At 55.1% G+C, this 13,378-nt stretch carries 8 protein-coding genes; 5 read left to right on the forward strand and 3 right to left on the reverse strand.

Annotated elements, in window-relative coordinates; genetic code table 11:
- Window positions 1-85 precede the first annotated feature (85 nt).
- A complete protein-coding gene (locus tag H4J77_RS07175; protein ID WP_182247752.1) occupies window positions 86-880 on the forward strand; it encodes an acyl-CoA thioesterase II in 795 nt (264 codons plus the stop codon).
- Between the two features lie 23 nt (window positions 881-903).
- Here the strand turns inward: H4J77_RS07175 and cmoB are convergent, their stop codons facing one another.
- Together cmoB and cmoA are read right to left on the reverse strand one after the other, a co-directional pair.
- Window positions 904-1,878: a tRNA 5-methoxyuridine(34)/uridine 5-oxyacetic acid(34) synthase CmoB gene (gene cmoB / locus H4J77_RS07180; RefSeq protein WP_256671314.1), complete on the reverse strand. Its 975-nt coding sequence runs from the start codon at window positions 1,876-1,878 to the stop codon at window positions 904-906.
- The gene (gene cmoA, locus H4J77_RS07185) at window positions 1,875-2,615 is read right to left on the reverse strand and encodes a carboxy-S-adenosyl-L-methionine synthase CmoA (RefSeq protein WP_182247756.1); all 741 of its coding nucleotides are present in this window, start codon (window positions 2,613-2,615) and stop codon (window positions 1,875-1,877) included. Before cmoA ends, cmoB begins: the two co-directional genes overlap by 4 nt.
- A gap of 338 nt (window positions 2,616-2,953) precedes the next feature.
- Here cmoA and H4J77_RS07190 point away from each other — a divergent pair, with 338 nt between their 5' ends.
- Window positions 2,954-4,969, forward strand: coding sequence for a FimV family protein (locus tag H4J77_RS07190; protein WP_182247758.1), 2,016 nt, complete (start codon window positions 2,954-2,956; stop codon window positions 4,967-4,969).
- Window positions 4,970-5,059: 90 nt separating this feature from the next.
- On the opposite strand, the gene lon is transcribed toward H4J77_RS07190, so the two are convergent.
- Entirely contained in the window at window positions 5,060-7,462 is a 2,403-nt protein-coding gene (gene lon / locus H4J77_RS07195; RefSeq protein ID WP_182247760.1) for an endopeptidase La, read from the reverse strand.
- Window positions 7,463-7,580: 118 nt separating this feature from the next.
- On the opposite strand from lon, the gene H4J77_RS07200 reads away from it, so the two are divergent.
- From H4J77_RS07200 to putP, 3 genes are all read left to right on the forward strand, one after another.
- Window positions 7,581-8,351 carry an AraC family transcriptional regulator gene (locus tag H4J77_RS07200; RefSeq protein WP_182247763.1) on the forward strand — a complete coding sequence of 257 codons (771 nt, stop codon included), beginning with the start codon at window positions 7,581-7,583 and terminating at the stop codon, window positions 8,349-8,351.
- 252 nt (window positions 8,352-8,603) lie between these two features.
- Window positions 8,604-11,759, forward strand: coding sequence for a bifunctional proline dehydrogenase/L-glutamate gamma-semialdehyde dehydrogenase PutA (putA, locus tag H4J77_RS07205; RefSeq protein WP_182247765.1), 3,156 nt, complete (start codon window positions 8,604-8,606; stop codon window positions 11,757-11,759).
- A 92-nt stretch (window positions 11,760-11,851) separates the two neighbouring features.
- Window positions 11,852-13,327 carry a sodium/proline symporter PutP gene (gene putP / locus H4J77_RS07210; protein WP_220469290.1) on the forward strand — a complete coding sequence of 492 codons (1,476 nt, stop codon included), beginning with the start codon at window positions 11,852-11,854 and terminating at the stop codon, window positions 13,325-13,327.
- The last annotated feature ends 51 nt before the right edge of the window (window positions 13,328-13,378 follow it).

The raw sequence follows: 13,378 nt of genomic DNA on the forward strand, positions 1-13,378 counted from the left end.
CAAGCTACTACTTTTCGTGTTTACAGCTGGTGATCCGCTAGCGCTTTAAATTAGTATGTTCGGCTGGTTTTCTCAGGATACTGACATGACATTTGCTGAACTGCTAAACGCCTTCGCTGCATCTCCCGATAACAGCCTCACCATTCCGACCAGTTGGGCGCAGGGGCGTGCCGGGTATGGCGGACTGGTTGCGGCGTTAGTCTTCGCGGGCATGCGTGCCAAAGTTGCCAGCGGACGCCCTGTTCGATCCTTGGCAATAACCTTTGTTGGGCCGGTAACACCGGGCGAGAGCATGTCGGTTGAAGCCGAAGTACTTCGAGAGGGTAAGGCTGTCAGTCAGGTTTTAGGCAGGGCCATGCAGAATGGTCAAACCATGTGCATTATTCAGGGTAGTTTCGGCGCTGGTCGTGAGTCCGTTGTGGATGTGGCTGCAGAGCCTGCGCCAACCGTTCCGGCACCAGAGCTGTGTGAGCGTATGCCTTATATCGAAGGCGTAATGCCTTCGTTTATGCGTTATTTTGATGTGCGCTGGACCTTCGGTGATTACCCCTGCACCAACAGTCGCAAACGGGAAATGGGCGGCTGGATGCGTATTGATGAAACTGTGGCGTCTTTTGATACGGAGCATCTTGTTGGACTGGTTGATGTATGGCCACCAGCGGTACTGCCGCACCTGAAAGAGCGAGCCCCGGCGAGCTCGCTGACCTGGACTATTGAGTTCGTGCAGCCGCAGCCAGAACTGGGCAAAGATAACTGGTTTTTGTACAAGGCCAATATTGAGCATGCGCGAGATGGCTATGGTCATGTCGCCGCAATGATCTGGAGTCAGTCGGGTGAACTGGTCGCTATCAGTCGCCAGACGGTTACTGTGTTTGGTTGATACTGGCGTCCGCCTGGCCGGGTTTAAGGGCCAGGCTTCACTGCGATGAGAGTGGCGCGCAAGGGGGCAGGATGTCCCTCCAATGTCTTGCTTGCGTCATCGGGTTGAAGAAAGTCCGGCAGTGATTGAAAACGCATCCAGTCGGTGCTGCGCTGTTCCTCGATACTGGTACGATTGAGGTCTACGCAACGAATATCACTGAAGCCCGCACGGGCCAGAAAACGCTCCAGCATAGGTACTGACGGTAGAAACCAGACGTTACGCATTTGCGCGTAGCGATCCTCTGGTAGCAGGCAGCGACTCTCATCACCCTCAATTACCAAGGTTTCCAGCACCAGCTCGCCGCCGGGTCGCAAGCAGGCCTTGAGCTGCAAGAGGTGATCAATAGGTGAGCGTCGGTGGTATAGCACACCCATCGAAAAGACGGTATCGAAGGCATCACTGGGTTCGGGCAGCGCTTCGAGGGTGAAGGGTAGTTGCCATACGGGCGCGCTCGGCAGGTAGCGCTTGACCGCTTCAAACTGGTTAAGAAACAGCAGGTTAGGATCTACTCCTATCACCATGCTGGCGCCCGCTTGCCACATGCGCCACATGTAATAGCCGTTGCCACAGCCAATATCCAGCACACGACGGTCACGTAGATCAATATGCGGCGAGACGCGCTGCCACTTCCAGTCGGAGTGCCATTCGGTGTCGATATGCACACCAAAGAGGTCGAATGGCCCCTTGCGCCAGGGGTGAAGTCCCTGCAGGCCTTCGGTTAGCTTGTCCTGAGCTTCCTCACTGAGTGTCTGATCGCTTCGCAGAGAAACGCCTGATGACATGTCGGCTTCAACGTGAGTGAGTGCCGGCAGCTTGTCCAGACTAGCCTGCCAGCGTTCCAGGTCGCCGTGCTGCAGGCTATCCAGGCGCTGCTCCAGCCCTTGGCTGATGGGGTGCCGCCACTTGGCCAGTGGTCCGCTTTTCAAACTGTCGAGAAAGCCTGTGTAATCAATCACGTGCGAGCAATTATTGAGCAAAAGTTGAGGCATTGAAACCAGATATGGCTGTGCTCAAAACCAGCCTGCTGTAGCCGTTGCTGATGCTGCTCGAGGGTGTCGGGCAACATAACGTTTTCGATTGCACTGCGCTTTTGTGCAATTTCCAGTTCGCTGTACCCGTTGGCACGCTTAAACGCGTAATGCAGCTCTTCAAGACTGTTTTGAGTGCTGGGCTCGGCAAAGTTGAGTTTTTCCGACAGAATCAGCACGCCACCGGGCAATAGGGCTTGGCGAATAGCCCGTAGTAAGGCCAGTCGCTCGCCTGGCTTGATGAACTGCAGCGTGAAGTTGAGTACGACCACAGAACAGGCCTGCAGTGGGTAGTCGACGATATCACCGGTAATGACTTCAGCCGGAATGGCTTCCTCAATCATGGCGTCCTGCGCCACCAGATACTCGCGGCAACGCTCGACCATGGCCTGCGCATTGTCTATGGCGATGATTCGACAGCCTTCGCTGCTGACATGGCGGCGCATGGACTGAGTGGCCGCACCGAGTGAACAGCCCAAATCGTAGATGATTGAGTTGGGACGCGCGTATTGGTTTGCGATTAGTCCAATACTTTCAATAATGGTGGGGTAGCCTGGCACCGAGCGCTTGATCATGTCTGGAAAGACGCGGGCTACGTTTTCGTCAAAGGCGAAGTCGGCCACCTTACTGAAAGGGCTGGCGAAGAGGTTGTCGAGGTCGGTCATGCCGATATTCCGAATACAGAAACGAGCGCGCTATTCTAGCGTAACTCCGTCGCCTTGACAGGTATGGCAAGTGATTGCTTGACTAACAGATATGCGTCGCGCCCAAAAAATGGGTCAAATTAATGACTGTTTGTTCCGTGATTGAGGTTTTAGAGTCTATTTTCTGTCATAAACTCTTTGCGGGTTATTTTTTTAATTTTCGTAATGGCATAATGACCGCAGGCAGCTAGTCGCGCACCCATTGTGTTTTTTGTTTGAGTGATCATAACAAGCAACGGATAGCAGATTTTCGATGTCGCAACAGGCTGTCGAAACTCACAGGAAATGAGGAAGAAGGTATGGCTGTTAAGCGCCAGATAGTCCTGGGAGCCGCATCTTTGGCGGCACTCTACGTAGGAGTTAGCAGTGCGCTGGGGCTAGGCGAGATGCAGTTGAATTCTGCGCTTAATCAGCCACTTAGCGCGATCATTGTGTTGCAGGGTGCAGAGGGCCTGTCGCCTGATGATGTGCTGGTTTCTCTGGCAGATGCCGCTACATTTGATGATGCTGGTATTAATCGACCTTTCTTCCTGACCGATTTGCGCTTCAAACCCGTCTTGCGGGGTAATAAGCTAGCCATTCAGGTGCAATCGAGCCAGCCCGTGCGCGAGCCCTACCTTAACTTCCTGGTAGAGCTGCGTCGTCCCAATGGGCGCCTGTTGCGCGAGTACACCTTGCTGCTTGATCCGCCGCTCTACGGGAATAACGCGCGCGCGCCAAGCATGCCGCAGGCCGCGCCGCCGGCACGGGTTCAATCGGCAGCCCGAGCGCCCGCTCCGGTTGCGGCGCCGGTCGCCCAGCCGCTGCCAGACCTGCAGCCACAAGCTGGCGCAAAACAGTACACCACGGTATCGGGCGATACACTCTGGGATATAGCTAATCGCAGCCGGCCGGCTGAAAGCGCCAGTGTTGCTGACACTATGATTGCCATTCACGCGCTGAACAGAGCAGCGTTTATTAACGGCGATCGAAATCGGCTAAAGCTGGGACAAACATTGATCCTGCCGACGGCCGCGCAGTTGGGCGTGTCAGTGAGTCCGCCAGGCGCGGCTCAGAGCGCTGCTGAACAAGATGTAGTCCGTCAGCCGCAGACTGCTGCGCGGGATCAGGCCGCACTGACCGATGCAGATACTGCCACTGAGCAAGAGCAGGCGTTGGCTGATCAAGCATCCGTGGCTGCAAATGACGGTATGCAAGCACGCCTGCGAATTGAAGAGACTGATATTGCTGAGACGCAGACTGAAACGGGCGAAATGCGCGGCAGGTTGACGGAACTGGAAAGCCGTTTCAACGTCATGCTGAGTGAGCTGGATGACCGCGATCGTAAGATCGCCAGCCTGCAGGCCGAGCTTGACGTGCTGCGTGCGGCGCGCGAGGCGGAGAATGAGGCAGCGGTTGCCAGTGCGGCTGCCGTTGGAACAATAGGGTTGGGTAATGGCGGCGTGGACGCATCGGCGAATGGCAGCGATGAGCCTGCTGCCGGTGCGGTATCTGCCGACGTCTTGCCTGCTGAGGCGAGTGATCAGCCAGAAAGCTCTGCGCAGTCCAGCTCCTGGTTCAGCTGGTGGTCGCTGCCGCTGATTGCCCTGGCGTTTCTGCTGGGTTGGGTTATTGCTCGTTTGCGTGCAATGGGTAAGCGTGAGGCCCATGAGCCGCAGCCAGCCACGCCGGTCGTAGCGGGTGCGGTTGGTATGGCATCACCGCGTGAGCAGAAGGTCGAAAAAGAGCAGGCGCTCGCCGAGGTGCAGGCCTCAGAGCCACCGGTTGATCGCCTGGACGATATGGATGGTGTAGAGCTTTATATTACCTACGGCCGCTTCCCTGAGGCGCGTAGTATGCTGGATAAGGCCATCGCACAAGACCCCGAGCGTTTGGAGCTGCGCTACAAGCAGGCGCGCGTTATGGGCGAGTTGGGTGATGCAGACGGCTTTGCTGAGCAGGCGCGGGTAATTGAGTCGCTTGGTGGTGATATGGCCCGAGTCGATCAGTTGAAGGCGCGTTTCCCGCAGCTCGAGGCGGATAGTTTTGCAGCCGCACCTGTCGATACGGTTGAAGATGTGCTGGCTGATGATGAAACCTTGGCTGACACCCGACTCAATCTCAACGATTTTACCCTGGATCCTGATTGGGACCTGATTGAGGGTCTATCGCCGACACCTGCTCGCAAGTCAGCTGACAAAAAGCCCGCTGAGCCGCAGGAGGTCGACGACGACTTCGAGAGCAGTTTGCATGAATTTCCGGTAATCGAAGAGCTTGATGAAGATCATCGCTTCAGTGTGACATCAGACACCCCTCGAGGCAGCCGAGACGACTGAGTCGAGTGTCTTTAGAGGCTCTTGTGAGGTCACCAGCAGGACGTAAAAAAGGGCGATAACTATCGCCCTTTTTTGTGCCTGCGTCTCGCTTTAGTCAAAAAGCTTCTTGGCTACATCACGGAAATGAGTGGCGAAATGGATCGTCATGCCCTGTTTAAGATAATCGGGCAGTTCTTCGTAGTCGCCCTGGTTTGCGTCCGGCAAAATCAGTTCATGGATTCCCTGGCGTCGCGCGGCAATCACTTTCTCGCGAATACCTCCGACTGGCAGCACATAGCCCGTTAGCGTTATCTCGCCGGTCATGGCCAAACCCGAGCGTGGCGCGCGATTGCGTGCTAAAGAGAGCAGGGCGCTGGCGATGGTTACCCCCGCAGATGGGCCATCCTTTGGAGTGGCGCCCTCGGGTACGTGCAGGTGAACAAAGGCCTCATCAAAGAAGGTTTTATCTGCGTGATAAGTTTTCAGGTTGGCACAGAGATAGCTATAGGCAATTTCTGCCGATTCCTTCATTACGTCGCCCAACTGGCCGGTCAACTTGAAGCCACGATTCAGCGTGTGGATGCGCGTTGCCTCTACCGGCAGGGTTGCGCCACCCATAGAGGTCCAGGCAAGGCCGGTAATGATACCGGTGCCCTTTAGGCGTTTCTCTGTCTTGAAGGACGCGCTACCCAGCATGGCTTGCAGATCTGTTGGCTTGATGCTGAGCTTCTGATCCGGGTTTTCCAGTAGTTGCATCACCGACTTGCGCACCAATTTGGCCAGTTGTTTATCCAGATTGCGTACACCGGCTTCGCGCGCGTAGTTTTCGATGACCTGGCGCAGGGCCTTGTCGGTAATACGCAGCTGGCTTTTGCGCAGACCTGCACGCTCCAATTGCCGTGGCCACAAGTGATGCTTGGCGATAGCCAGTTTTTCATCGGTGATATAACCGGACAGCCTAATCACATCCATACGGTCGAGCAGTGCTGCTGGGATGCTGTCCAGGGTATTGGCTGTACACACGAAAAGTACTTTGGATAGATCCATCCTCAGGTCGAGGTAGTGATCCAGAAACTGATTATTCTGCTCGGGGTCCAGGGTTTCCAGTAGCGCCGAGGCGGGGTCGCCCTGATGGCTGCTGCCCAGCTTGTCGATCTCATCCAGCATTATTACCGGGTTCATCACGCCAACATCTTTTAGTGCTTGCACGAACTTGCCTGGCATGGCGCCGATATAGGTTCGTCGATGCCCCTTTATCTCGGCTTCATCACGCATGCCGCCGACGCTAAATCGATAAAAGGGGCGACCGAGGCTTTCTGCAATGGAATGACCAATACTGGTTTTACCCACGCCTGGTGGGCCTACAAGCAAGACGATTGAGCCGGAAACGCTGCCTTTGAAAGCACCGATAGCCAGGAACTCAAGAATGCGCTGTTTTACGTCCTCAAGTCCGTCGTGGTCGCGGTCCAGCACCTTTTTCGCGTGTTGAATGTCGAGCTTGTCGGTATGGGTAACGCCCCACGGCATGGCCGTGGCCCAATCCAGGTAATTGCGGGTGACAGCATATTCGGGCGAGCCGGTTTCCAGAATGGATAACTTGTTCAGTTCTTCATCAATCTTTTTCTGGGCCGCTTCGGGTACCTGCTTATCGGTCAGGCGATCACGAAACTGCTCAATATCGGCAGTGCGATCATCTTTGGATAACCCCAGTTCTTTTTGAATGACCTTGAGTTGTTCCTTCAGGAAGAACGTACGCTGGTGCGCGCTGATGCTGCGGTTAACCTCGGCGCTGATTTCACCTTGGAGCCGAGCAACGTCGATTTCTTTCTTCAGTAGCACCAGTACCTTCTCCATGCGCCGCAGCACGGGAATAGTATTCAACACATCCTGCAGCTCACCGCTTTTTGCCGAGGTTAGCGCGGCGGCGAAGTCGGATAGCGGAGAGGGCTCATTCGGACTGAATCGATTCAGGTAATTCTTTAGCTCTTCGCTGTATAGCGGGTTGAGCGGCAGCAACTCCTTGATGGCGTTGATCAGCGCCATGGCGTAGGCGCGTACTTCGTCGCGCTCATCGCTTGCCGTAGTGGGGTATTCGACCTCAACCAAGTAGGGCGGCTTCTTACTCAGCCACTTGGTGATTTTGACGCGGCTGAGGCCCTGGGCGATGAATTGAATCTTGCCATCTTCACGCACGGCATGATGGATACGTACGGCACAGCCAGTCTCCGGCAGCATGTCAGCTGTCAGCTCACCACTGGCTGGTACCGGTTGGTCGATGTAAAACAACGAGAGTGCCTTGTGCTCGGTATTAGCGACCAGGTCGATGGTTTCTGCCCAGGGTTGCTCGTTGACGACCACAGGCATTACCTGTGCCGGAAAAAAGGGCCGGTTGTGGATGGGTAGCAGGTGTAGCCGAGGGGGCAAGCGTTGATTGGGCACTGCCAAATGGGTACCTGAGACTGCTTCGTTGTCACGCTCAATAAAGTCTGAGGTTTCTGGTTGCTGCTCTGTCATCGGGTCTACCTTGCGGCTGCAAAAGGGATGTTTTTTACCATGTTGTTTAAAAGGTGGAGCCGCCAAGCGCTAATTTCAATGGCGAGTAATTTTTTCGCGTTTGTGGCAACATCAGCACATGATCAAAACACGCATCCTCGATTTGCCTACGCAAGCGGCCACGCATGCGCATCCTGAGCACCAGTTGGTGGTCGGGTTGCAGGGGTGTGCGGACTTCGAGGTGATGGGGCAGGGTGGCGCTGTTAACCGTCTGCATGCCTGTCTGGTGCCGGGCGGGGAAGCGCATGCGTTTTCCGGTCGTGGGCATAATCATATGCTCATTATGGACTTGCCGGCTGAGGCGCAGGGGTTGTCGGGTTATGCCGATGAACGGCTTGAAGTGCTATTTGATCGGCCTCGATTCATCGAGCTGGATCATCACTTACAGGGCTTGCTGGACTTTGCGGATTACACCTTGAGTCAGTCACGCAGCGCAGCGGGTATGAACTGGCATCTTGGCGGTGTACTGCTGCATGCGCTGCACGAGCGTCTTTCCGCGCCCGAGAAGGCACGCTCGACGGGGCTGGATGCCGCTGAATTGCGCTACATCGATATTTTTGTGCAAGAGCACCTTGATCAAGGTGTCAGCGTGGCCATGCTGGCGAGTCTGGTCTGTGTGAGTCCGAGTCATTTTCATTCGTTGTTCCGCGATGCAACGGGTAAACCCCCCCATCAATACGTGCTTGAGATTCGTTTGCGTGAGGCATCGAGATTGCTGCGTGAGACGGATCTGCCAGTAGCGCAGCTGGCCAGTCGTTGCGGTTTTTCCAGTCAGAGCGCACTCAACCACGCCATGCGTCGTCAGCTTGGCGTTACCCCGCGGCAGCTACGATTGGGTCGGCTGCACTAGGATTTAGCCCTAGCTTCCCTGTTTTTCACAAAAAAACCATAGATTCCAACAATATTTTTATCTTGGCTGCTTCTACAGTCGATGGTTGGTCGATTCCGGGCGTTTTAACGTCTGCTTTTTACCGTTTGGTTTCAATAACAACGGATGATTCGTTCTATTGCCGACCATGGTCTAGGGTTAGTAGAAAGGCGAACTCATTCAGCTGTTGTTGTCGTGGCTGACGACGACAGGCGATTCCAGGAGCATGCCAGGATGTTTAAAGCGAGCACGGTTTTACAGGGTGATTTTTTGGGCAGCAATCCAGATGATTTCCTGTATGAAGTAAGCGAAAACTACTCGGTTGACGAGTCAGCCTATCTGCAGGAGTTGCTGGAACTTGCGCGCGCGCGTGACCTTGATGCGTTGTCGCAACAGGCGCGTCAGCTGATTCTGGACGTGCGCAAGCGCGATAACGCAGTAGACAGTATCGATGCTCTGCTACAGCAGTACAGCCTGGATACCCAGGAAGGCATTATGCTGATGTGTCTGGCTGAAGCCCTGTTGCGTGTACCTGACGGCGATACGGCCGACGCCTTGATTCGCGACAAGCTGAATGCCGCCCAGTGGGATAAGCATGTTGGCCAGAGTGAGCACACATTGGTCAATGCTGCTGCCTGGGGTTTGGTCATGACCGGTAAGGTGGTGAACCTCGACAAGCGCCAGGATGGCACACCGGGCACCGTGCTCGGCCGCTTGGTCAAGAGCAGTGGTGAGCCCGTTATTCGCGCCGCCATGATGCAGGCCATGAAGATCATGGGGCGCCAGTTTGTGCTGGGTCGCACCATCAAGGAAGCACTGAAAAACGGCAAGCCGCAGCGTGACAATGGCTATACTTATTCCTTCGATATGCTGGGCGAAGCGGCGTTGACCCATGCTGACGCCGAGAAATATCTCAAAGACTACAGTGATGCTATCGCTGCCCTGGTCGACGATAAGTACAAGGGCAAGAGCCCCAAGCCGACCATCTCTATCAAGCTGTCAGCCCTGCACCCGCATTATGAAACGGCGCGCGAAGAGCAGGTATTGGCTGAACTGAGCGAAACCGTTCTGAAGCTGATCCGCCAGGCGCGTTTGGGCGATGTCGGTATCACTATTGATGCCGAAGAAGCTGATCGTCTGGAGCTATCGCTCAAGCTGTTCAAAAAAATCTATCAGCACCCGGATGTCAAAGGTTGGGGTAACTTTGGTCTGGTAGTGCAGGCCTACTCCAAGCGTGCATTGCCCGTATTGTGCTGGTTGACCTTGCTAGCGAAGCAGCAGGGTGACCTGATTCCGGTGCGTTTGGTGAAAGGCGCTTATTGGGATTCCGAAATCAAGTGGTGCCAGCAAGCGGGTATCGAAGGCTATCCGGTGTTTACCCGCAAGGAAGCGACCGACGTTTCTTATCTTGCCTGTGCTCGCTACCTGCTTAGTCCGCTAACCCGTGAGCTCATCTATCCCCAATTTGCTACTCACAATGCGCATACAGTGACTTGCATTCTATCGATGGCCGATGGCGAATCCTTCGAGTTCCAGCGCTTGCACGGCATGGGCGATGCGCTCTATGACACCGTGATTGAAAAGGCTGGTTGCCCAGTGCGTATTTACGCCCCCGTTGGCGCCCATAAAGACCTGTTGCCCTACCTCGTGCGACGCCTGCTGGAGAATGGTGCTAACTCCTCTTTCGTGCACAAACTGGTCGATTCGCGTGTTCCGGTCGAAGGCTTGATCGAGCACCCGGTAACCAGCCTGCAGCGACACGCCAACTTTGCTAATCCGCGTATTCCTCTGCCGCCAGCCATTTATGGCGCGGAGCGACGCAATTCCCGTGGGATCAATATGAATATTCTCAACGAATGGGCCCCCTTGGAGGCAGAACTAAACAAGTGGTGGGATAAACAGTGGAGTGCGGCTCCGCTGGTTGGTGGTAAGCGCCTCAGCGGTGATGCGCGCAAGGTCATGTGCCCTTATCAGTTGTCACGTCAGGTTGGTGAAGTGGTCTGGGCCAGTGCAGACCAAACACGTGATGCGATTGATCAACTCAGCGCAGCCTTTGTTGGCTGGAACGCGACCCCTGTTGATCAGCGTGCAGCCGTGCTTGAACGCACAGCCGACAAGCTTGAAGAGCACATGCCCGAATTGATGGCGCTGTGTACGCTTGAAGCCGGCAAGAGCCTGCAGGATGGCATTGATGAGGTGCGTGAGGCGGTCGACTTCTGCCGCTACTACGCGCTGCAGGCGCGCGAGCGTTTTGCAACTATCACGCTGCCAGGACCAACAGGGGAGAGCAACGAAATTTACCTGCAGGGTCGCGGTGTTTTCGCCTGTATCAGCCCTTGGAACTTTCCGCTGGCTATCTTCCTTGGCCAGGTTTCCGCTGCGCTGGTTTGCGGTAATACCGTGGTTGCCAAGCCTGCAGAGCAGACCAGTCTGGTCGCTATGCGCTGTGTTGAACTCATGCACGAAGCTGGCTTGCCTAAAGAGGTGTTGGCCTTGTTACCCGGTGATGGCGCACAAGTGGGTAGCGTTGTTACCTCTGATACGCGAATTTCCGGTGTGGCGTTCACTGGCTCTACGCAAACCGCACATATTATTAACCGCGCACTCGCCGCACGTGATGGTGCCATCGCGCCTATGGTTGCCGAGACCGGTGGCCAGAACGCAATGATCGTGGACTCTACGGCGCTGCCCGAGCAGGTTATCAAGGATGTAGTACATTCGGCCTTCCAGAGCGCAGGTCAACGCTGTTCTGCCTTGCGTGTGCTGTTTATTCAGGAAGATATTTCCGAGCGCGTAATCGAGCTGCTCAAAGGCGCCATGGCCGAGTTGAATATCGGTAATCCGGGTTACCGTTCAACGGACGTCGGTCCGGTGATTGACGCCGAAGCGCGCACGGGTCTGCAGCAGCACATCGAGAAAATGAAAGCGGCTGGCCGCCTGATTGCCGAAACACCCTTGCCGGCCGATCTTGATGGTTACTTTGTTGCGCCGGTTGCCTTCCGACTGGATAGCATCAGTGAACTTGAGAAAGAGCAGTTTGGGCCTGTGCTGCACGTGGTTACCTGGCGTAACAAGGACCTGGACAAGATCATTGATGACATCAATGCCACCGGGTTTGGTTTGACCATGGGTATTCACAGTCGCAATGAAGATACGGCTGAACATATCGACTCACGGGTAAGAATTGGTAATGTATACGTCAACCGCAATCAGATTGGCGCCGTTGTCGGTGTTCAACCCTTTGGCGGTCAAGGTCTGTCGGGGACTGGTCCCAAGGCCGGTGGCCCACATTATCTGCTGCGTTTCGTGACTGAGCGCACGCGAACGATCAACACGACGGCGGTTGGTGGTAATGCCAGTTTGCTGTCGCTGGGGGATGGCGAGCCGTAAGGCTCGCTGGTAAGTGCTATAGCAACAGGGAAGCCTATTCAGCAAGGATAGTTAAAGCTGGGACACTTCAGCAAACAAGAGAGAGAAGAATAATGGACGGTAACACCGCAATTGTGACGGCCACGTTCGTGGTCTATATCGGGGTCATGCTCGCCCTCGGTTACATAGCCTACAAGCGCACCACCAATCTATCCGATTACATTCTGGGCGGCCGATCATTGGGGCCGGGAACAGCAGCTCTATCAGCTGGCGCCTCAGATATGAGTGGTTGGTTATTGTTGGGCTTGCCCGGCTACGCCTTGACTGCAGGCTACGAAGCCATCTGGATTGCTGCGGGCCTGCTGGCTGGTACCTGGCTTAACTGGCTGATAGTCGCACGCCGTTTGCGGGTCTACTCGCACACTGCCAGTGACTCCTTGACGCTACCGGCTTACTTTGAAAATCGTTTTGAAGATAAAAGCCGCCTGCTGCGCGTTATCTCAGCGATCTTTATTCTGTTGTTCTTCCTGTTTTATACCAGTTCTGGTCTGGTGGCTGCAGGCAAGCTGTTCGAAAGCACCTTTGGTTTTGATTACAGCATTGCGGTTATTGTCGGTACGCTGGCAATCATTTCCTACACCTTCTTTGGCGGCTTCCTTGCGGTCTCCTGGACCGACGTTATTCAAGGCTTGCTGATGGCAGCTGCGTTGGTGCTGGTGCCTATCATGGCGCTGAATACCCTTGGTGGTTGGGAGTCAGTACACGGTGCTATGGAGGCCCGCAACCCTGAGTTGCTGGATATCTGGACTGGTGTTGACGGCTCACCTCTGGGCTTTGTGGCGATCATCTCACTGCTAGGTTGGGGTCTTGGTTACTTTGGCCAGCCACACGTTTTGGCACGCTTCAAGGCGATTGAAAGTGATGCTGCGATGCCGACTGCACGTCGCATTGCGGTGATCTGGTCAGGCGTGTGCCTGGTAGCCGCGTTGCTGATTGGCTGGATTGGCATCGGTTACTTCGGTGAAGCTGGTTTGGCTGATGCTGAAACGGTCTTCCTGGCACTGGTTCAGGCGCTGATGCATCCTCTGGTTGCTGGTATCCTGTTGGCCGCCGTACTTGCCGCTATCATGTCGACTGCTGACTCCCAGCTGTTGGTATCGTCTTCGGCTCTGGCTGAGGACTTTTACAAGGCACTGTTCCGTCGTGACGCGACTCAACAGGAGCTGGTATGGGTTGGTCGCTTCGCAGTAATTGGTATCGCTGCACTGGCACTGATGTTTGCATTCAACCCGGAAAGCACCGTGCTGGGCCTGGTATCTTACGCTTGGGCAGGTTTTGGCGCAGCCTTCGGTCCAGCCATGATTCTGTCCTTGTTCTGGCGTCGTATGAACCGCAATGGCGCGTTGGCCGGCATCATAGTTGGTGGCGTTACCGTTGTGGTCTGGAAGCAACTGGGTATCTGGGGGCTGTACGAAATCATCCCAGGCTTTATCCTTGCAACGATCGCCATCATTGTTGTTTCGCTGATGACGGCACCACCGTCTAAGAGCATCGAAGCACAGTTTGATGAAGTAAACGCACGCTTCTAAGGCGCGCTAGTTGTAAAAAAACCGAACCCAGCAATGGGTTCGGTTTTTTTA

The sequence above is a fragment of the Pseudomonas sp. 5Ae-yellow genome (assembly GCF_014077575.1).
GTDB lineage: Bacteria > Pseudomonadota > Gammaproteobacteria > Pseudomonadales > Pseudomonadaceae > Halopseudomonas > Halopseudomonas neustonica.

Bases quoted from the DNA above. Each gene is read 5' to 3' on its own strand.
- H4J77_RS07175 (WP_182247752.1), top strand. From the start codon at position 86: ATGACATTTGCTGAACTGCTAAACGCCTTCGCTGCATCTCCCGATAAC.
- cmoA (WP_182247756.1), bottom strand. From the start codon at position 2,615: ATGACCGACCTCGACAACCTCTTCGCCAGCCCTTTCAGTAAGGTGGCC.
- H4J77_RS07190 (WP_182247758.1), top strand. From the start codon at position 2,954: ATGGCTGTTAAGCGCCAGATAGTCCTGGGAGCCGCATCTTTGGCGGCA.
- lon (WP_182247760.1), bottom strand. From the start codon at position 7,462: ATGACAGAGCAGCAACCAGAAACCTCAGACTTTATTGAGCGTGACAAC.
- H4J77_RS07200 (WP_182247763.1), top strand. From the start codon at position 7,581: ATGATCAAAACACGCATCCTCGATTTGCCTACGCAAGCGGCCACGCAT.
- putA (WP_182247765.1), top strand. From the start codon at position 8,604: ATGTTTAAAGCGAGCACGGTTTTACAGGGTGATTTTTTGGGCAGCAAT.
- putP (WP_220469290.1), top strand. From the start codon at position 11,852: ATGGACGGTAACACCGCAATTGTGACGGCCACGTTCGTGGTCTATATC.